The organism is Micromonospora sp. WMMD1219 (genome assembly GCF_049315215.1).
Classification (GTDB): domain Bacteria; phylum Actinomycetota; class Actinomycetes; order Mycobacteriales; family Micromonosporaceae; genus Micromonospora; species Micromonospora tulbaghiae.
Genome location: NZ_CP186057.1, coordinates 3,900,886 through 3,919,239, shown reverse-complemented (window position 1 = coordinate 3,919,239; position 18,354 = coordinate 3,900,886). Strand labels below are relative to the sequence as shown.

Sequence of the window (18,354 nt, the reverse complement as noted above, 5' to 3'; positions counted from 1 at the left end):
GGATTGCCACGAAAGCCGCCTACCGGCCACCTCGCCAGGCAACTGTCAGTTACTTCACGGCGACCGCCCAGCCGAGAAACGGTCAGCCCGCCCCGAGTGGTCCCTTCGGTGACGCGGGCGGCACCGGCGCGGCGGCGACGCTGGCCGCCGCGGCGTCCCGGGCGATCGTCTCGGGCACCAGGCGGCCGCTGCGGTAGCCGATGCCGATGCCGGCGACCAGCACGAAGATCGCACCGAACGTCTGGAGCGAGCCGATCAGCGCGCCGCCCAGCCCGAGCAGCGGGGCGGCGATCATCAGCATGGTCCCGTCGCCGTAGGAGAACATCCCGGACCGGGCGACCGACCAGCCGGTCAGGAACCAGCCCGCGCTGTAGAGGGTGGCGCCGAACAGCACGATGCCGCGCGCGGTCACGCCGAACACCGGTGTCTGCTCGGCCAGCCCGGCGAACGGCAGCATCAGCACCATCCCGCCGATGCTCGCGAGCAGCCCGGCCAGCGCGACGCGGCGGCAGCGGGTGGCGGCGAGCAGCCCGGTGAGCGCGAGCAGGGCGAGCAGGCCGAGCCACACCGCTGCGACCCAGCCGACCAGGTAGAGCGCCCGGCCGTCGGCCGGGTACGGGTCGTTGCCCACCCCGCCGTCGCTGGCCATCGCCACCAGGCCGTAGAGGACCGCGTACGCCGGCAGCAGCCAGACCGCCGCGCGGGCGAACCGGCGGATCGACCAGGCCCAGGTCGCGTCGGTGGCCGGCGCCCCGGGGCCGGGTTCGGAGACGAACGGCAGGACCCCGAAGCCCCCTCCGGTACGCCGGGAGCCGATCGGTCCGGCGGGGTCGTGCGCGCCGGGGACCGGGGTACGGGAGAACAGCCGGTTCGCCGGGTCCTTCATGCCTCACCTCGTTCGCGCCGTGGCCCGGGACGCGCAACGGCGCTCCGGCCCTGCTCACCACCCGTCCTCAAGACCGATGGTGGCAGCCGCCGGAGCGCCGTATGAGGGATTCTCGGATTTGCCGGTCAGCCCCGCTCGCGCTGGTCCGCCGGGTCGTTCACCAGGCTCGCCGGCGACACCGGCTCCGGCGCGGGCAGACCCTTCGGGTTGTTGCCGCCGGTGGCCTGCGCCTCGGCCACGCGTACCTCGTCGTGGATCTCCTGGGCGGCGATGGCCGCGGCCTCGGCGGCCTCGGCGGCCTCCCGCTCGACCTCGCCGGCGCTCTTGGCGGCCTCCGGCGACGGCTGGTCGCCGACCATGTTGGCCAGACCGCCCAGCGCGCCACCCATGCCCTCCAGGGCCTTGGTCAGCTCGGTCGGGACGATCCAGACCTTGTTCGCAGTGCCGTTGGCGATCTGCGGCAGCGCCTGGAGGTACTGGTAGGCCAGCACCTTCTGGCTCGGGTTGGCGGTGTGGATCGCGTCGAAGACGGTACGGATCGCCTTGGCCTGACCCTCCGCCTGGAGGATCCGGGCCTGCCGGTCACCGTCGGCGCGCAGCACCGCGGCCTGCTTCTCACCCTCGGCGGTGAGGATCTGCGACTGCTTGTGCCCCTCGGCGTTGAGGATCGCGGCGCGGCGGTCCCGCTCGGCGCGCATCTGCTTCTCCATCGAGTCGCGGATGCTCGGCGGCGGCTCGATCGCCTTGATCTCGACCCGGGTCACCTTGATGCCCCAGCGGCCGGTGGTCTCGTCCAGCACGCCGGACAGGTGCCGGTTGATCTCCTCGCGGCTGGTCAGCGCGCGCTCCAGGTCCAGCGAGCCGATCACGTTACGCAGCGTGGTGACGGTGAGCTGCTCGATGGCCTGGAGGAAGTTGGAGATCTCGTAGGTGGCGCGAACCGAGTCGACCACCTTGAAGTAGAGAACCGTGTCGATCGAGACGACCAGGTTGTCGGAGGTGATCACCGGCTGGGGCGGGAAGCTGACCACCTGCTCGCGCATGTCGACCTTGGTACGCACCGCGTCGACGAACGGCACCAGCAGGTTGAGGCCCGGGTTCAGCGTGCGCTTGTACCGGCCGAGCCGCTCCACCACGTCCTGACGCTGCTGCGGCACGATCCGTACCGCCTTGAACAGCGTCACCACACCGATCAACGCCACCGCGATCATCAGGATCGCAAGAAACTCCATACCGTTCACCTTTTCGCTTCGGGCAGCTCGCCCGGGGTGGAAATGTCGTCCTGCCATACCAGGGCGGTAGCGCCCCGGACCTTGATCACCTGCACCCGCTCACCCTCGGCGTACGTGCGCGTCGCGTCGTACGAGCGGGCCGTCCACAGCTCACCATCGATCTTGACCATGCCCCGGTCGGCGTCGACCGGCTCCAGGACCACAGCGGTGGCCCCCTCCAGCGCCTCGACCCCGAACGGCTGCTCCCCGGTCTCCAGCGCCGGCCGGGCGTGCCGCCGGACCACCGGACGGACCACCGCCACCGACAGCGCCGACACCACCGCGAAGATCACCGCCTGGAGCGCCACCGGCGCACCGAGCGCCGCGGCGCCGGCAGCGGCGAACGCCCCGACCCCGAACATGATCAGGAAGAGCGTCGTCGTGAAGATCTCGGCGACCGCTAATACCACACCCAGAACGATCCAGAAGACGGCGTCCACGAGAACAATCCTGACACGTCAACGCACGTGTCATCGAACTGTCATGATCGCTAGGCTCGGCACGGCGTACCGCACCCCCGGCCGACGAGGAGGACGACATGTCCCTGCTGCCCGAGACCGCGCGTCAGGTGGACCTGCTGGTCACCCGGGCCCAGGCCGAAGGACGAGGCCCCTCGCTCGCGCTCGGCGTGGTCCGCGACGGCTGGCTGGCGCACCTGGCGGTCGCCGGTGAGACGCCCCGCCCGGACGGCGACCTGCAGTACCGGGTCGGCTCGATCACCAAGACCATGACCGCGGTGCTGGTGATGCAGCAGCGCGACGCCGGCCGGCTCGCGCTGGACGACCCGCTCGACGCGCACCTGCCCGGCACCCCGGTCGGCTCGGTCACCGTGCGCCGGCTGCTCGGCCACGTCAGCGGCCTGCAACGCGAGCCGGACGGCGAGTGGTGGGAGCGCGCCGGGGGCACGGACCTGGACACGCTGCTGGCCGGACTGACGCCGGACAAGATCGCCCACCCGCCGCACTTCGTCTACCACTACTCGAACCTGGCGTACGGGCTGCTCGGCGGCGTGCTGGAACGGATCACCGGCACGCCGTGGGCGCAGTTGCTGACCGAGCGGCTGCTGGCGCCGCTCGGCATGCGCCGCACCACGTACCACCCCACCGAGCCGTACGCCACCGGCTACGTCGTCCACCCCTGGCACGAGACGCTGCGGGAGGAGCCGCGTACCGACACCGGCGCGATGGCCCCGGCCGGGCAGCTCTGGTCGACGGTCGAGGACCTGGGCCGCTGGGCGGCGTTCCTGGCCGACCCGGACCCGGCACTGCTCTCCCCCGCGACACTCACCGAGATGTGCGCCCCCATGGTGATCAACGACCTGGACTCGTGGAGCGGCGGGCACGGCCTCGGCGTGGAGCTCTACCGGGTCGGCGACCGGGTGTACGTCGGGCACGGCGGCTCCATGCCCGGGTACGTCGCCGGCCTGGCCGTGCACCGGCCCACCCGCACCGCGGTGGTCAACTTCGCCAACTCGTACGGGCTGCGCGGCCACCACATCGGCGCGCTCGGCCGGGAGGCACTCACGCTGGTGCTGGACGCCGAACCGGCCGCGCCCGCCCCGTGGCGCCCGGCCGACCCGCCCGCCGCCGACGTGGCCGCGCTGACCGGCCGCTGGTGGTGGATGGGCGGCGAGTACGAGTTCCGCGTCGACGCCGCCGGGGACCTGGTCGGCGGTCAGGTGGGCAGGCCGCTGCTCCGGTTCACCCCCGAGGGACCGGACCGGTGGCGGGGCCGCTCCGGCTCCCAGGACGGCGAGATCCTCACCGTCATCCGAGACACTTCCGGCACCCCCGTAGCCCTGGACATAGCCACCTTCGTCCTGACCCGCACCCCCGACGAACTCCCCTGACGCCCTCCCCGGCGCCCCCGCCCCCGCCCCCGCCCCCGCCCCCGCCGATCTTGCACTTGTGGCCCCCATTTCGCCCCAATACGCCCGATCCGCCGGGACCACAACTCCATGATCGACGCACCCCCGCACCGCTCGGCCCGGTGATCAAGGAGTTTGTGTCGGCGTTGATCTCCAGCACGCCCGCGAACTCCTTGATCAACCAGGCGAGGGGCGCGGGGACGGGAGACGGAAGGGAGACCCAGGCGGGTACGGGACCGGGGGCGGGCGGAGTCGGCGCACGGCGGGGCCGAGGGCGACCGTGACCGGCGCAGGGATCAAGCCTGACCGCCCGGAGCCGGGCACGGTCGCCCCCGGACCCCAACCGCAACCGCAGCCCTGACAGCAACCACGACCGGGCGGCGACCACTCACCCGGGCTCGGTGACGAAGTCGATCAGGCGCTCCATCGCGTTGATCAGCGGCGTCTCCACGTCGGCGAAGCTGTCCACCCGGGACAGGATGTGCCGCCACATGTCCGCCGGCTCGGCCACCCCGAGCTCCGCGCAGACGCCCTCCTTCCAGGGCTGCCCCGGAGGCACCACGGGCCACGCCGGGATGCCGAGCGCCGCCGGGCGCACCGCCTGCCACACGTCGACGTACGGGTGTCCGGTGACCAGCACGTACGGCGAGTTGACCCGGGCCACGATGCGGCTCTCCTTCGAGCCGGGCACGAGGTGGTCGACGAGCACGCCGAGGCGGCGGGACGGGCCGGGCGCGAACGCGCGCACCTCGTCGGCGAGCGCGTCGATGCCGTCGAGCGGTTCCACCACCACGCCCTCGATGCGCAGGTCGTCGCCCCAGATCCGCTCGACCAGCGCGGCGTCGTGCACCCCCTCGACCCAGATCCGGCTGGCCTTGGCGACCTGCGCCCGTACGCCGTCCACAGCGATCGAGCCGGACGCGGTACGCCGTCGTGCGGCGGGCACCGGGGCGCGGGCGGGCCGCCGCAGCGTGACCGGCTTGCCGTCGAGCAGGAACGCGGCGGGCAGCAGCGGGAAGTTGCGCCGCCGCCCGTGCCGGTCCTCCAGCACCACAGCGCCGGAGTCGAAGCCGACCACGGCGCCGCAGAATCCGGAGTCGGCGTCCTCGACCACCAGGTCGGGTTCGGCGTCGACCTCGGGGGTCACCTTCCGTCGTCGCCAGTCGCCGGCCAGCACGTCCCCGTCGTATCGCCCCGCCATGCCGCAGACGCTAGCCAGCGTCCCGGCGTGTCGCTCGGCGACGCGCCGACCGGGCCACCATCCGTCGGCACGAAACGGTGCGAAGGGGGTAGTTGGGGCCAGGTCGCGCCGCCGGAGCGGCAGCCGAGACAGCAGCGGCGCGGAGCACGTACCCTTTCCGCATGTCCTCCCCCGCAACGGGCGCGGCCACACTGGCTCCGCGCCGGTCGAGCCGGTTCGTCGCCTGGGTGCGTGCCTGGCGAGCCGGCCTGGTGCCGTTCGACGAGGTGGCCGACGCCGTCGCCGGCGACGAGGAGCACCTCGTCGCCGACGCCCCCGGCACCTGGACCGACGTGTCGCTGCGGGAGGCGCTGCCCAGCCTCGCCAAGCACTCACCCGACGACATCCGTCTGGTGCTGCCCGCTCCCGGCGACCCGCGGGGCCTGCCCGGTCCGGGCGCGTTCGCCGGGGCGGCGCTGGTGGCGGGCGAAGCGGTGGTGGCGAGCGGGATGGGGCTGGTGCCCGAGGTCCGTACGCACACCTCCGGCTCGGGGATGACCTGGGAGACGGTGCTCTGGCGGGTCCACCCGCTGCCGGCGGACGCGCCGAAGGCGTCGCTCGCCACGCCGGGTGCGGCGGAGGCGGAGGCCGAACTGGCCGCCGTGCTGGCCGAGACCACCGCGACGCTGACCCGGCTGGACGTGGCGCAGTGGCGGCCCGAACTCGCCGGGGCGCTCGCCGCGCTGCGCCGCCCGGACGGCGCGACCGACCTTCCGCCCGGTTTCGACCCGCGGGCCCGCCGCCTGTTCGCCCGCGCGGCGGTGCTGGACCGGGTGCTCGCGCTGGCCGGCGAGAGCGCGCCGGGCGGCGCCGTCAACACCTACGAGGCGCAGCAGCGGGACGCGGCGCTGCGGCCGCTGACCACCGCGTGCCGGCAGGCCCTGGTGGCCGCCTGCAACGCGCCGCTGCGTCTCTAGCGCGTAGCGGCGGAGCCCTACGAGACCCCCGCTCAGACCTCGTCGATCAGGTCGGCCACCGAGTCGACGATCCGCGACGGCCGGTACGGGTACCGCTCCGCCTCGGTCCGGTTGCTGATGCCGGTGAGCACCAGGATCGTCTCCAGCCCGGCCTCCAGGCCGCACAGGATGTCGGTGTCCATCCGGTCGCCGATCATCGCGGTCGACTCGGAGTGCGCGTCGATGGTGTTCAGCGCCGAGCGCATCATCATCGGGTTGGGCTTGCCGACGAAGTACGGGTCGACGCCGGTCGCCTTCGAGATCATCGCCGCCACCGAGCCGGCCGCCGGCAGCGCGCCCTCCATCGACGGGCCGGTGGCGTCCGGGTTGGTGCAGATGAATCGCGCGCCGTCGTTGATCAGCCGGATCGCCTTGGTTATCGCCTCGAAGCTGTAGGTGCGCGTCTCCCCCAGCACCACGTAGTCCGGGGCGAAGTCGCTGAGCACGTACCCCACCGCGTGCAGCGCCGTGGTCAGGCCGGCCTCACCGATCACGTACGCGGTGCCGCCCGGCCGCTGGTCGGCCAGGAACTGGGCGGTGGCCAGCGCGGACGACCAGATCGCCTCCTCCGGCACGTCCAGCCCCATCCGGGCCAGCCGGGCCTGGAGGTCGCGCGGCGTGTAGATGGAGTTGTTCGTCAGTACCAGGAACGGCTTGCCGGAGGCACGCAGCTTCTTGACGAACTCCGGGGCGCCGGGCACCGGCTGCCCCTCGTGCACCAGCACGCCGTCCATGTCGGTGAGCCAGCTCTGCACCGGCTTGCGGTCAAGCATCGTGTCGTCCCCAGGGTGTCGTCGGGTCGGGCTCAGGGCCGGCGGGCCGGGGGCACGCAGCACAACGCCGGGCAGGTGTCCCAGGCGGGCAGCTCGCCGAGGCGGCGGCGCAGCCGCTCGCCGTCCGGGGCGGTGCGCTCCAGAACCAGCTCGCGGACCATCGCCACGAACCGCGGATCGGTGCCCGGCGTGCCGGCGCGGACGAAGTCCAGGCCGAGCTGCTTGGCCGTCTCCAGCGCCTCGGTGTCCAGGTCCCACACCACCTCCAGGTGGTCGGAGACGAAGCCGATCGGGCTGACCACCACGCTCGTCACGCCCTGCTCGGGCAGCGTGGCCAGGTGGTCGTTGACGTCCGGCTCCAGCCACGGCACCTGCGGCGGCCCGGACCGGCTCTGCCAGACCAGGTCGTACGCCAGATCGGGCGCGGCCGCGGCGTGCACCAGCCGGGCGACCTCCTCGAGCTGGGCGGTGTAGCGGCCGCCGTGCGGGCCGGCGGTGGCCGCCGCGGACATCGGGACCGAGTGCGCGGTGAAGACCAGCCGGGTGCTGTCCCGCTTCGCCGGGTCGAGCTGGGCCAGCGCGGCCCGGACCGCGTCGACGTGCGGCTCGATGAAGCCGGGGTGGTCCCAGAACTGGCGGAGCTTCTCGATCAGCGGGGCGTCCGGGCCGACCGCGGCGCGGGCCGAGGCGATGTCCTCCTGGTACTGCCGGCAGGAGGAGTAGCCGCCGTACGCGCTGGTGACGAACGCCAGCGCCCGGGTGATCCCGTCGTCGCGCATCCGCGCGACGGTGTCGGCGAGCATCGGATCCCAGTTGCGGTTGCCCCAGTAGACCGGCAGGTCGACGCCGTTGGCGGCGAAGTCCTCGCGGATCGCCGCGAGCAGGTCACGGCACTGCTGGTTGATCGGCGACACCCCGCCGAAGTGCATGTAGTGCTCGGCGACCTCGGCCAGCCGGTCCGGCGGCACTCCCCGCCCCCGGGTCACGTTCTGCAGGAACGGGAGAACGTCCTCGGGCCGCTCCGGGCCGCCGAAGGAGACCAGCACCAACGCGTCGTACGCCATGGGGACCATTGTCCCTCGCGGCCCGGGGCGGCGCGGCGGCCACCCCGGGTCCGGGTGTCAGGCGCCGATGGCGTGGTAGCCGCCGTCGACGTGGACGATCTCGCCGGTGGTGGCCGGGAACCAGTCCGACAGCAGCGCAAGGCAGGCCCGGGCGGCCGGCTCCTGGTCGGTCAGGCTCCAGCCCAGCGGCGCCCGCTCGGTCCAGGCGTCCTCGAACTGGTCGAAGCCGGGGATGGACTTGGCGGCGATGGTGCGCAGCGGGCCGGCCGCGACGAGGTTGCTGCGGATGCCCTGTTTGCCCAGGTGCAGCGCCAGGTAGCGGGAGGCGGACTCCAGCCCGGCCTTGGCCACGCCCATCCAGTCGTAGACCGGCCACGCCTTGGTGGCGTCGAACGTGAGACCCACCACCGCGCCGCCGGCGGACATCAGCGGCAGCGCGGCCATGGCGAGGGACTTGTACGAGTAGGTGGAGACCTGGAGCGCGGTCGCCACGTCCGCCCAGGGGGCGTCGAGGAATCCGCCGCCGAGGCAGCTCTGCGGGGCGAACCCGATCGAGTGCACGACGCCGTCCAGGCCGTCGACGTGCTCGCGTACCTTGTCGGCCAGCCCGGCCAGGTGTTCCTCGTTGCTGACGTCCAGCTCGATCACGGGCGCCGGCTCGGGCAGGCGCTTGGCGATCCGCTCCACCAGGGAGAGCCGGCCGTAGCCGGTGAGCACGACCTGGGCGCCGTTCTCCTGGGCGAGCTTCGCCACCGAGAAGGCGATCGACGCGTCGGTGATGACGCCGGTGACCAGCAGCCGCTTACCGGCGAGAAGTCCGGACATTGCGTGTCTCCTCCGTGCTCTGCTCAGTGACCCATGCCGAGGCCGCCGTCGACCGGGATGACGGCGCCGGTGACGTATCCCGCCGCGTCCGAGGCGAGCCAGGTGACGACGCCCGCGACCTCGTCCGGGGTGGCCATCCGGCCGGCCGGGATCGACTTGCGGATCTCCGCCTTGCGCTCCTCGGGCAGGCCCGCGGTCATGTCGGTGTCGATGAAGCCGGGTGCCACCACGTTCGCGGTGATGTTGCGGGTGCCCAGCTCGCGGGTGATCGAGCGGGCCACGCCGACCAGGCCGGCCTTGCTGGCCGCGTAGTTGACCTGACCCGCGCCGCCGGAGAGACCGACCACTGAGGAAATGAAGATCATCCGCCCCCAGCGGCCGCGGAGCATCTTCGTCGAGGCCCGCTTGGCGACCCGGAACGAGCCGGTCAGGTTGGTGTCGAGGACGCGGGCGAACTGCTCCTCGGACATCCGCATGATCAGCGTGTCGTCGGTGATGCCGGCGTTGGCGACCAGCACCTCCACCGGGCCGAGTTCGGCCTCGATCGCGGTGAACGCGGCGTCGACCGACTCGGCGTCGGTCACGTCACACCGCACACCGAACAGGCCCTCGGGGGCTTCGCCGCTCCGGTACGTCACCGCCACCCGGTCGCCCTGCTTGGCGAACGCCTGCGCGATGGCCAGGCCGATCCCCCGGTTCCCGCCGGTCACCAGCACGGTTCGGGCCACGGATCCCCCTCTGCTCCAGTGATCTCTCGGTCGGTCGGAGCCTAGGGGTTACCGACAGGTAAGCGCTAACCCGCGCAGGTCACAGGGCCGCTCCCGCCGGGGTCCGCGAGACCGGTCGGCCGCGTGCGCGACACCCGCACCCCCGGTGTACGATCACCGGGTCTGCGGGCCGCTCTGCGCCCGCGTTCCGGGCCCCGCCGACCGACAGGAGGTGATCGCTGTGCGAGATAGCGATCCTCCCAGTCGTGGCCGGGCCCACCGTCAGCCCCGCTGAGCCACGGCTCCGTCGACGCGGCTGACCCGCTTCCCGCCCTCCGCACCGCATCCGCTCTCCGGCGACACCTGCCGGGGGTGGCCCTGCCGCGCGGCGGAGCACCCGGTCACGACTTCGTGCGCGTACGCCCCGACCCCCATCGGCCCGCACCGGGCCGACCGTCGCCACGGAGCACACTCATGAGCCGTTACGTCGCCCCGCTGGGCTTCACCCTCGCCGCCGTCTGGGTGGCCGTCCTGTTCGTGCTGGCCGGCGGCGGTCACTGACCACCGCCGGCCGGTTCCGGCTCAGACCAGCCGGGACGTCCAGAGCAGACTCAGCCCGCCCGCGCACAGGGCCAGCAGCAGCGCGATCCCCGCGTACCACTGGGTGATCTCGCGCGGCTCGGTCCGGTAGCCGATCGAGCTGCCCATGTCCTGGTAGACCTGCTTCAGCTCGCTGGCCGACGCGGCCTCGTAGAAGAAGCCCTGCGTGGTCTCCGCGAGCTGGGACAGCGCGGTGCGGTCCACCGGCACCCGCTGGAGCTGTCCGCCGATGTCGACCTGACCGGAGTCGGTGCCGAACGCGATGGTGGACACCGGCACGTTCGCGGCCTGCGCCGCGGCGGCGGCCTCCTCGACCGAGCGGCCCGACGTGCGGTAGCCGTCGGACAGCAGCACGATCCGGGCCGGCGGGATGCCGGCGGCGCCGTCGGCCGGCACCGAGCGGATCGCCTCCAGGCAGGTGAACACCGCCTCGCCGGTGGCGGTCGCCTCGGCCAGCACCAGCCCGTCGATGGCGGTGGTGACGGCGGCCCGGTCCTTGGTCGGCGGCACCAGCACGTTCGCCGACTTGGCGAACGAGACGAGTCCCAGGTTGTAGCTCTCCGGCAGTTCGCCGACGAACTGCTTGGCCGCCTCCTGCGCCGCCTCCAGGCGGTTCGGCGACACGTCGTCGGCCTGCATGGACAACGACACGTCGATGGCGAGCATCACGGTGGCCCGTTCCAGCGGCTCGCGGGTGTCGATCGCCGGCCGGGCCAGCCCGGTCGCCAGCACCAGCAGGCAGAGCAGGAACGCGGTGGCCGCCACGTGCCGCCGCCAGCCCAGTCCCTTGGGCGCGACGGTGCGCAGCAGGTCGACGTTGGTGAACCGCAGCGCGTACTGCCGGCGGTGCAGTTGCCGCCAGACGTACGCGGCGGCGAGGGCGAGCACCGGCAGCACGGCGAGCAGCCACCACGGTTGCAGAAAACGGATCATCGAGTCGTCCCTCGGGTGCGGGCGTGCCGCTGCGCGGCGACGAAACGCACCATGTCCAGCAGCCAGTCTCGGTCGGTACGCAGGCGCAGGTGGGCCGCGCCCGCGGCGCGCAGCTCGGCGGCGATCGCCAGGCGCTGGGCGGCCGCCGCCTCGGCGTACCGGCGGCGCAGGCCCGGGTCGGCGGTCTGCACCTCGTGCAGCTCCCCGCTCTCCGGGTCGACCACCGGCAGCACCCCCACGTCGGGCAGTTCCAGTTCCCGCGGATCGACCACCTCGACGGCCAGCACGTCGTGGCGGACCCGCAGCTTACGCAGCGGCCGGCCCCACTGCGGCGGCGGCGCGAGGAAGTCGGAGATCACCACCGCCACGCCGCGCCGCCGGGGCGGCCGGTTGAGCATGTCGACAAGCGCGCCGAGGTCGCTGCGGCCGGGCCGGATCTCGGCACCGGCGACCGCCCGCAGCAGCCCCTGCGCCTCCTTGCGGCCTCCGCGGGCGGGCAGCCGCAGCACCGTCCCGGGACCGCCGGTGCCGACCACCGCGCCGATCCGGTTGCCGCCCCGCACGGTGAGGTGGGCCAGCGCGGCGACAGCGGCCACCGCCACGTCCCGCTTGAGCCACCGTCCGGTGCCGAAGTCCAGGCTGGCCGACATGTCGACGGCCAGCCAGGTCTCCAGTTCGCGGTCGGCCACCGTACGCCGCACGTGCGGCATCGTGGTGCGGGCGGTGACCGGCCAGTCCATCCGGCGCACGTCGTCGCCGGGCCGGTACTCCCGGGACTCCCCCGCCTCACTGCCCGGACCGGGCAGCAGCCCGGCGTAGTCGCCCTGGAGCAGCCCGTCCAGCTTGCGGGTGACCATGAGCTGGAGCCGGGCCAGCGCGGCCCCCGAGCGGTCGCCGGTGGCGCTCAGCCTGGTGGGCGAGGTCACGGCCGCTGCCCGGGCCACCCGTTGTGCGGCACGGCCGGCGGCGGTGGTGCGGCCTGCTGGCGGGGCGCGACGGCGGGCAGCGGGATGGTCGACATCACCCGGTGCACGATGTGGTCGGCCGGTACGTCGTCGGCGAGCGCGTCGTAGCTGAGCACCAGCCGGTGGCGCAGGATGTCCGGCGCGATGTCCTGCACGTCCTGCGGCAGCGCGTAGTCCCGGCCGCGCAGCAGCGCCAGCGCGCGGGTGGCCCGGACCAGACCGAGCGAGGCGCGCGGGCTGGCGCCGTACTGGATGAGCTGGGCGACGTCGGGCATGCCGTGCTCGGCCGGCGCCCGCGTGGCGAGCACCAGCCGGACCGCGTAGTCGACGAGCGCGTTGTGCACGAACACCTGGTCGGCCTTGTGCTGGAGGGCGACCAGGTCCGGGGTGTCGAACACGCGGGCCGGCTCGGGCGGGGCCACGCCCATCCGGTAGACGATCTCGCGCTCCTCGGCGTCGGTCGGGTAGCCCACGACGATCTTCATGAGGAACCGGTCCCGTTGCGCCTCCGGCAGCGGGTAGACGCCCTCCTGCTCGATCGGGTTCTGGGTGGCCATGACCAGGAACGGGTCGGGCACCCGGTGGCTCTCGCCGCCGATGGAGACCTGCCGCTCGCTCATCACCTCCAGCAGCGCCGACTGCACCTTGGCCGGCGCGCGGTTGATCTCGTCGGCGAGCAGGAAGTTGACGAAGACCGGGCCCAGCTCGACGTCGAACTTCTCGCTGGACTGCCGGTAGATCCGGGTGCCCATGATGTCGGCGGGCACCAGGTCGGGGGTGAACTGGACCCGGGCGAACGAACCGCCGACGACCCGGGCCAGGGTCTCCACGGCGAGCGTCTTGGCCACACCCGGGACGCCCTCCAGCAGGCAGTGGCCCCGGGCCAGCAGCGCGACGAACATCCGCTCGACCATCCGGTCCTGGCCGACGATCACCCGCTTGGTCTCGAACAGCGCCCGCTCCAGCAGCGTGGCGTCCTGTGCCGGGGTGGTGCCCGCCGGGGGCGGCGCGTCCGGCGCCACCTCGGTCGGGTTCGGCACGTCGGGTGTGGTCGGCTGGGCCACCGGTCCTCCACAGCAGGGTCGTCGTCGCGGCATGGTGCGTATCAAGACTGTCATGCCTCGCTGAGAGCCGAGGGTGGGAGAGGCACGATTTTCGCCGCGCCGTCCGGCCACGCCGTCCCGCCGCGCGGGAAACGCTGAACACGGGTGGACAACAAGGGGTCCGCCGTGTGTACGATTCACCCCGTCGCCGGGCGGCTCCCCCCGTGGCCGCCCGGCGCTAAAACTCCCGGCGTGCGGCCTCTAGACTCGCCCCGGTGACGACTCCCACCACCCCGGACGAGACGCTGATCTGCTCGGCGCGGGGGTGTCGCGCACCCGCCGCCTTTCAGCTCCGCTGGCACAATCCCCGCCTGCACGCGCCGGACCGGCGCAAGACCTGGCTGGCCTGCCCGGAGCACCGGGGCTCCCTCGGTGACTTCCTCGAGGCACGCGGCTTCCTCCGCGAGGTGGTCCCGCTTCCCTGATCGCCTACGCTCGAAGCGTGAGCGAGCAGATGATCCGAGTCCGTACCGGCGGCGAGCACGGCAGGTCCTCCCGGTGAGCGGTGACGGCCCCGCCGGCGTTCCGCCCGCCTCGCGCAGCGCGTTGGAGCCCTGGCCGGACACGGTCCGCTGGCAGCCGATCTCGCGCGACCTGATCTGGGTGGAGCTGATCCGGCTCGGCATCGGGCTGGCCGTGGCGCTCGTGGTGCTCGGCGTGGCCTGGGCGCTGTCCGGGCACTGGCTGCTAGGTGCCGCCGTCGGCGTCGCGCTGCTCATCGGCGTCTGGCGGTCGGTCACCATCGTGCGCGCGGTCCGCGCCTGGGGGTACGCCGAGCGCGACGACGATCTGCTCGTGCGGCACGGCCTGCTGGTGCGGCGGCTGTCCATCGTCCCGTACTCGCGGATGCAGTTCGTCGATGTGAGCGCGGGTCCGCTGGAGCGCGCGTTCGACCTCGCCACAGTGCAATTGCATACGGCGGCCGCCGCGAGCGACGCCCGCGTGCCCGGTCTGCGTCCGGCCGAGGCGTCCCGGCTGCGCGACCGGCTCACCGCGCTGGGCGAGGACCGGGCGGAGGGCCTGTGAGCGAACGGAGCGACTCCGGCGCCCCGCCGCCCCACGACGACCGGCCCGATCCGACCCCCGGCCCGCCCGCGCCGGGTCACGGACCACCGCCCGTCCCCGGACCGCCGTCCGTATCCGGACCGCCGCCCGTATCCGGACCGCCGCCCGGACACGGACCACCGCCCGGACACGGACCACCGCCCGGGTACGCACCCCCTCCCGGGTACGCACCCCCTCCCGGGTACGCACCGCCACCCGGCCATGGGCCGCCCGGCTCGGCCGCGCCCGGATACGGGCCACCGCCCGGTACCGACGCGGCGCCCGGGCCGTGGCCGGCGCCGCTGCCGCCGTACCCGGGACCGTGGGGTCCGGCCGCCGGGCCGCCCACGGGCGGCGAGGAGCCACGGCAGCGGCTGCACCCGCTCAGCCCGGCGCTGCACGGCGCGAAGTCCCTGGTCGTGGTGATCGCCGGGCTCTCCTGGTCGACGCTGTCCCGCGTCGGGTTCGGCTGGTTCGCGGTGCTGGTCACCGTCTTCGTGCTCGGCGCCACGGTGCTGTCGGTGGTGAGCTGGTGGAACACCGGCTACCACCTGGTGGGCCGCGAGCTGCGGGTGTACGAGGGCCTGCTGTGGCGGCGCACCCGGGCCATCCCGCTGGAGCGGTTGCAGGCGGTGGAGGTGGTCCGGCCCCTGCTGGCCCAGCTCACCGGCCTGGCCGAGCTGCGGCTGGAGGTGGTCGGCGGGGGCAAGACCGAGGCGCCGCTGGCGTACCTCAGCGTCGCCGAGGCCACCGCGTTGCGGCAGCGGCTGCTCGCGGTGGCCGGTCGATCCGCCCCGGCGCCGGCTCCGGTGGCCGAGCCCGGCGCGCCGGTCGCGCCGCCCGTGCCGGAAGGGCGCCGGCTGCACGCCGTCCGCAACCAGGACCTGCTGATCAGCCAGTTGCTCACGCCGCAGGCGTTCCTGCTGCCGCTGGGCCTGGTGTTCGTCGGCGCCCAGTTCCTCTCCGAGGGCTCGTGGTCGTTCATCGCGGTGGCCAGCACGCTCACCGCGATGGCCGGCGTGGTGCTGCAACCGATCCGCCGGGTGCTCGACGACTGGAGCTTCCGGCTCGACCGGGACGACGGCACGCTGCGCGTGCACAACGGGCTGCTGGAGACGCGGGTGCAGACAGTGCCGCTGCACCGGGTGCAGACGGTACGGGCGACCTGGCCGCTGCTGTGGCGGATGAAGGGGTGGCTGCGGCTGCGGCTGGAGGTGGCCGGCTACTCGGCCGGTGAACCGGACGACCGCAACCGCCCGGACCGGCTGCTGCCGGTCGGCGACGCGGGCACCGGCGCGATGGTCGTGGCGGAGGTGCTGCCCGGCGTGCGGCTGGACGCGCTGCCCGCCACGCCGCCCCCGTCGCGGGCCCGGTGGCTGCGCCCGCTGAGCCGCAAGGTGGTCGGCGCCGGTCTCGACGAGCAGGTCTTCGTGGCCCGCGCCGGGCTGCTGACCCGGCAGTTGACGCTGGTGCCGTACGCGCGGATCCAGAGCGTGCGCGTCACCCGCGGTCCGGTGCAGCGGCTGCTGCGGCTGGCCACCGTGCACGCGGACACCGCCGGTGGGGCCGGGGCGGCAGCCGTCGACCGGGATCTGGCCGACGCGTGGGAGCTGGCCGCGGAGCTGACCGAGCGGTCGCGGGCCGCCCGCCGTACCGACAGCGGGCGCTGACAGGGCCCGCGGCGGCGCACCGGCGGGTGCGGGCCTACCGGCGCTCGGCGGGCACCGCGTCCCGGTCGCCGGCCACCCGGTCCGGGGTGTCGGCGGCGGTGTCGTCGTCGGCGGTCGGCGCCCCGGCCGCGACGGCTGGCTCGCCGGCCCGCCGGGCCCGCCGGGCCGCCCACCAGCGCTCGGCCAGGCCGACCACCAGGAACGTCATGCCCACGTACGCCCAGCCGACGAGCACGTCGATCAGGTAGTGCTCGCCGCTGTACATCAGCGTGAACGTCATCGCCAGCGGGTACGCGAGCATCAGCGGCCACCAGCGCTTGCGCACCGACCGCATGAAGAACAGCACCACGAACAGCGCGAACGCGGTGTGCAGCGACGGCATCGCGGCCACCGGGTTGGAGGCGATCTGCCCGGCGTTGAGCAGGTTGCCCGCGCCGTGCATGCCGATCTCCTTCCAGCCCCGGGTGGAGATCCGCGCGACCTCGGTCAGCAGGCCGTTCTGCGCCGCCCACCACGGCGGCGCGGCCGGGTAGGCGAAGTAGGTGACCAGGCCGGCCGCGCACAGGAAGCCCCAGCGGGACATGTACGCGATCCAGCGCTGCCGGTTCCGCATCCACAGCACCGCGGCGGCGGCGAACGTCGCCACGAAGTGCGAGAAGTAGATCCAGCTCACCAGCACGTCCCACCAGCGCACCTCGGACGCGTCGTACAGGCGCTCCTGGAGCCAGATCGTCGGCACCTCGCCGCCGGTGAGCCACCCGGTGAGGAAGCGGTCGGCGACGATCAGCTCCATCGCGTGCGGGGTGGCGCCGTTGTCGGCGAATCCCCGGGACAGGTTGTACGCCGCGAGCAGCAGCACCACCGGGATCCAGTCCCGGGCGAACCGCAGGTGGGTGCGCCACGGGCGGGCCGAGTTCCACGCGACAGTGCCGGCCCAGATCCACAGGAACGCGTACGCCGGGTCGGTGGGCAGGCCGATGGCGAGCCAGGCGACGACGAACGCGACGCCCCAGATGGTCATCGCGATCACACGGCGGCGCCCACCGTCGGGCGACTCGGTGGTCGCGTCGGGGGCGGGGGTCGGAGATTGTGTCAGCTCGGCCATCGCGGACAAGGTTAACGGCGGGCGGCCGGTGGGCCTGCGGGCGGGCGGCGACGACCGGACCGGCGGCGGCTCGGACGCCGGACGGCCACGGGTCGGCTGCACTAGGCTCGGCCGCATGCAGGAGCAGCCGGAGTCGCCCTTCTCGCCGGGCCTGACCGCCCGGGTCGAGCTGACAGTGACCGACGCCGACACCGCGCAGGCGGTCGGCTCGGGGGACGTGCCGGTGCTCGGCACACCCCGGGTGCTGGCGCTGGCCGAGGCGGCGACGGTGGCCGCCACCGCGACCCGGATGCCCTCCGGGTCGACCACGGTCGGCGTACGGGTGGAGCTGGAGCACCGCGCGGCCACCCCGGTGGGGCGTACCGTGGCGGCCCACGCCGAGCTGGTGAAGGTCGACGGCAAGCGGCTCGTCTTCGACGTGACGGTCACCGACGGGCCCACCGTGGCGGCGCAGGGGCGCGTCGAGCGGGTGCTCGTCGACCGGCAGCGTTTCGTCGAGCGGGCCCTCGGCCCGTCATGACCGCCGGGTTCTCCGAGGTCGCCGCCGGGGTGCACGTTCTGCGCGAGCCGACGCTCGCGGTGAACGTCGTGCTGGTGGTCGGTGACGGCGCGGCGCTGCTGGTGGACACGCTCTCCACCGCCGGGCAGGCCCGGGAGCTGGCGGAGGCGGCCCGGGCGGTGACGCCGTACCCGTGGACGATCGTGAACACGCACCACCACTTCGACCACTGCTTCGGCAACGCCACGCTGGCCGGGCCGGAGACCGCGATCTACGCACAGGCCCAGGCCGCGGCGGCGCTGCGGGACCGGTCCGACGCGGTGCGCCGCGCCGCGTACGAGGAGATGCACGCCGGGCATCCGGCGCTGGCCGAGGAGCTGGCGCACACCGAGCTGCGGGCGCCGACGCACGAGGTGCACGAGGAGACCGTGCTCGACGTGGGCGGCCGGCGGGTGGTGGTGCGCCATCCCGGGCACGGGCACACCGACGCCGACCTGGTGGTGCACGTGCCGGACGCGGACGTGCTGGTCGCGGGCGACCTGGTGGAGCAGAGCGGGCCACCGGCGTTCGAGGAGTCGTACCCCCTGAAGTGGCCGGACGCGCTGGCCGACCTGCTGCGGATGACCACGCCCGGGACGGTGGTGGTGCCCGGGCACGGCGAGCCGGTCGGCGTGGACTTCGTCCGCGAGCAGCACGCGCAGCTCGCGCGGCAGGCGTGGCTGATCCGGGCCGGGCACACCGGCAGCGCCCCGCCGGAGCGGGTGGCGGCCGAGTCGCCGTTCGGCGCCCGGCCGGGTCTGATCGCCGCCCGCCGCGGCTACGCGGAGCTGGACGGCACGGCCTGAC

General features: G+C 73.9%; 19 protein-coding genes. 7 read left to right on the top strand and 12 right to left on the bottom strand.

What is annotated here, in order from left to right; translation table 11 throughout:
* Window positions 1-82: 82 nt before the first annotated feature.
* The 3 genes from ACN27C_RS18880 to ACN27C_RS18870 form a co-directional block, all read right to left on the bottom strand.
* Complete coding sequence (locus ACN27C_RS18880) at window positions 83-886, bottom strand: hypothetical protein (protein ID WP_422747083.1); 804 nt, start codon at window positions 884-886, stop codon at window positions 83-85.
* Window positions 887-1,011: 125 nt separating this feature from the next.
* The gene (locus ACN27C_RS18875) at window positions 1,012-2,118 is read right to left on the bottom strand and encodes an SPFH domain-containing protein (protein WP_121685175.1); all 1,107 of its coding nucleotides are present in this window, start codon (window positions 2,116-2,118) and stop codon (window positions 1,012-1,014) included.
* 5 nt (window positions 2,119-2,123) lie between these two features.
* Window positions 2,124-2,597 (bottom strand): NfeD family protein, encoded by a 474-nt coding sequence (locus ACN27C_RS18870; protein WP_120568994.1) that lies wholly within the window; start codon window positions 2,595-2,597, stop codon window positions 2,124-2,126.
* Between the two features lie 98 nt (window positions 2,598-2,695).
* Here ACN27C_RS18870 and ACN27C_RS18865 point away from each other — a divergent pair, with 98 nt between their 5' ends.
* Window positions 2,696-4,006 carry a serine hydrolase domain-containing protein gene (locus ACN27C_RS18865; protein ID WP_422747080.1) on the top strand — a complete coding sequence of 437 codons (1,311 nt, stop codon included), beginning with the start codon at window positions 2,696-2,698 and terminating at the stop codon, window positions 4,004-4,006.
* Between the two features lie 406 nt (window positions 4,007-4,412).
* Here the strand turns inward: ACN27C_RS18865 and ACN27C_RS18860 are convergent, their stop codons facing one another.
* Entirely contained in the window at window positions 4,413-5,225 is an 813-nt protein-coding gene (locus ACN27C_RS18860) for a DUF3097 domain-containing protein (RefSeq protein WP_350816455.1), read from the bottom strand.
* Window positions 5,226-5,386: 161 nt separating this feature from the next.
* On the opposite strand from ACN27C_RS18860, the gene ACN27C_RS18855 reads away from it, so the two are divergent.
* Window positions 5,387-6,181, top strand: coding sequence for a hypothetical protein (locus ACN27C_RS18855; RefSeq protein WP_121685435.1), 795 nt, complete (start codon window positions 5,387-5,389; stop codon window positions 6,179-6,181).
* A 32-nt stretch (window positions 6,182-6,213) separates the two neighbouring features.
* Here the strand turns inward: ACN27C_RS18855 and ACN27C_RS18850 are convergent, their stop codons facing one another.
* The 7 genes from ACN27C_RS18850 to ACN27C_RS18820 all read right to left on the bottom strand — a co-directional run bounded on the left by ACN27C_RS18850 (window position 6,214) and on the right by ACN27C_RS18820 (window position 13,151).
* Complete coding sequence (locus ACN27C_RS18850) at window positions 6,214-7,077, bottom strand: HAD-IIA family hydrolase (protein WP_422751645.1); 864 nt, start codon at window positions 7,075-7,077, stop codon at window positions 6,214-6,216.
* Window positions 7,026-8,057, bottom strand: a complete 1,032-nt coding sequence (locus ACN27C_RS18845) for a ferrochelatase (protein ID WP_422747077.1) — start codon at window positions 8,055-8,057, stop codon at window positions 7,026-7,028. Before ACN27C_RS18845 ends, ACN27C_RS18850 begins: the two co-directional genes overlap by 52 nt.
* Window positions 8,058-8,114: 57 nt before the next feature.
* Window positions 8,115-8,882: an enoyl-ACP reductase FabI gene (gene fabI, locus ACN27C_RS18840; RefSeq protein WP_120568990.1), complete on the bottom strand. Its 768-nt coding sequence runs from the start codon at window positions 8,880-8,882 to the stop codon at window positions 8,115-8,117.
* A gap of 23 nt (window positions 8,883-8,905) precedes the next feature.
* Window positions 8,906-9,610: a beta-ketoacyl-ACP reductase gene (fabG, locus tag ACN27C_RS18835; protein WP_120568989.1), complete on the bottom strand. Its 705-nt coding sequence runs from the start codon at window positions 9,608-9,610 to the stop codon at window positions 8,906-8,908.
* Between the two features lie 561 nt (window positions 9,611-10,171).
* Window positions 10,172-11,122 (bottom strand): VWA domain-containing protein, encoded by a 951-nt coding sequence (locus ACN27C_RS18830; protein ID WP_013287373.1) that lies wholly within the window; start codon window positions 11,120-11,122, stop codon window positions 10,172-10,174.
* Window positions 11,119-12,066 carry a DUF58 domain-containing protein gene (locus ACN27C_RS18825; protein ID WP_120568987.1) on the bottom strand — a complete coding sequence of 316 codons (948 nt, stop codon included), beginning with the start codon at window positions 12,064-12,066 and terminating at the stop codon, window positions 11,119-11,121. The genes ACN27C_RS18830 and ACN27C_RS18825 overlap by 4 nt, the downstream gene beginning before the upstream one ends.
* A complete protein-coding gene (locus ACN27C_RS18820) occupies window positions 12,045-13,151 on the bottom strand; it encodes an AAA family ATPase (RefSeq protein WP_120568986.1) in 1,107 nt (368 codons plus the stop codon). Before ACN27C_RS18820 ends, ACN27C_RS18825 begins: the two co-directional genes overlap by 22 nt.
* 254 nt (window positions 13,152-13,405) lie before the next feature.
* Between ACN27C_RS18820 and ACN27C_RS18815 the strand changes: the two genes are divergently transcribed.
* The 3 genes from ACN27C_RS18815 (at window position 13,406) to ACN27C_RS18805 (ending at window position 15,904) form a co-directional block, all read left to right on the top strand.
* Window positions 13,406-13,615: a hypothetical protein gene (locus tag ACN27C_RS18815; protein WP_120568985.1), complete on the top strand. Its 210-nt coding sequence runs from the start codon at window positions 13,406-13,408 to the stop codon at window positions 13,613-13,615.
* Window positions 13,616-13,688: 73 nt separating this feature from the next.
* The gene (locus ACN27C_RS18810) at window positions 13,689-14,216 is read left to right on the top strand and encodes a PH domain-containing protein (RefSeq protein ID WP_120568984.1); all 528 of its coding nucleotides are present in this window, start codon (window positions 13,689-13,691) and stop codon (window positions 14,214-14,216) included.
* Window positions 14,217-14,536: 320 nt separating this feature from the next.
* The gene (locus ACN27C_RS18805; protein WP_422751644.1) at window positions 14,537-15,904 is read left to right on the top strand and encodes a PH domain-containing protein; all 1,368 of its coding nucleotides are present in this window, start codon (window positions 14,537-14,539) and stop codon (window positions 15,902-15,904) included.
* A 34-nt stretch (window positions 15,905-15,938) separates the two neighbouring features.
* On the opposite strand, the gene ACN27C_RS18800 is transcribed toward ACN27C_RS18805, so the two are convergent.
* On the bottom strand, window positions 15,939-17,009 hold the full coding sequence (locus ACN27C_RS18800; RefSeq protein ID WP_120568983.1) for a phosphatase PAP2 family protein: 1,071 nt from the start codon (window positions 17,007-17,009) through the stop codon (window positions 15,939-15,941).
* Window positions 17,010-17,124: 115 nt separating this feature from the next.
* Here ACN27C_RS18800 and ACN27C_RS18795 point away from each other — a divergent pair, with 115 nt between their 5' ends.
* The gene (locus ACN27C_RS18795) at window positions 17,125-17,529 is read left to right on the top strand and encodes a thioesterase family protein (RefSeq protein ID WP_121686027.1); all 405 of its coding nucleotides are present in this window, start codon (window positions 17,125-17,127) and stop codon (window positions 17,527-17,529) included.
* Window positions 17,526-18,353, top strand: a complete 828-nt coding sequence (locus tag ACN27C_RS18790) for an MBL fold metallo-hydrolase (RefSeq protein ID WP_422747073.1) — start codon at window positions 17,526-17,528, stop codon at window positions 18,351-18,353. Before ACN27C_RS18795 ends, ACN27C_RS18790 begins: the two co-directional genes overlap by 4 nt.
* Window position 18,354 lies beyond the last annotated feature (1 nt).

What these genes read in the sequence shown, in the direction of transcription:
- ACN27C_RS18875 (WP_121685175.1), bottom strand. Translation starts at nt 2,118, where the DNA reads ATGGAGTTTCTTGCGATCCTGATGATCGCGGTGGCGTTGATCGGTGTG.
- ACN27C_RS18860 (WP_350816455.1), bottom strand. Translation starts at nt 5,225, where the DNA reads ATGGCGGGGCGATACGACGGGGACGTGCTGGCCGGCGACTGGCGACGA.
- ACN27C_RS18830 (WP_013287373.1), bottom strand. Translation starts at nt 11,122, where the DNA reads ATGATCCGTTTTCTGCAACCGTGGTGGCTGCTCGCCGTGCTGCCGGTG.
- ACN27C_RS18800 (WP_120568983.1), bottom strand. Translation starts at nt 17,009, where the DNA reads ATGGCCGAGCTGACACAATCTCCGACCCCCGCCCCCGACGCGACCACC.
- ACN27C_RS18880 (WP_422747083.1), bottom strand. Translation starts at nt 886, where the DNA reads ATGAAGGACCCGGCGAACCGGCTGTTCTCCCGTACCCCGGTCCCCGGC.
- ACN27C_RS18845 (WP_422747077.1), bottom strand. Translation starts at nt 8,057, where the DNA reads ATGGCGTACGACGCGTTGGTGCTGGTCTCCTTCGGCGGCCCGGAGCGG.
- ACN27C_RS18790 (WP_422747073.1), top strand. Translation starts at nt 17,526, where the DNA reads ATGACCGCCGGGTTCTCCGAGGTCGCCGCCGGGGTGCACGTTCTGCGC.
- ACN27C_RS18855 (WP_121685435.1), top strand. Translation starts at nt 5,387, where the DNA reads ATGTCCTCCCCCGCAACGGGCGCGGCCACACTGGCTCCGCGCCGGTCG.
- ACN27C_RS18795 (WP_121686027.1), top strand. Translation starts at nt 17,125, where the DNA reads ATGCAGGAGCAGCCGGAGTCGCCCTTCTCGCCGGGCCTGACCGCCCGG.
- fabI (WP_120568990.1), bottom strand. Translation starts at nt 8,882, where the DNA reads ATGTCCGGACTTCTCGCCGGTAAGCGGCTGCTGGTCACCGGCGTCATC.
- ACN27C_RS18865 (WP_422747080.1), top strand. Translation starts at nt 2,696, where the DNA reads ATGTCCCTGCTGCCCGAGACCGCGCGTCAGGTGGACCTGCTGGTCACC.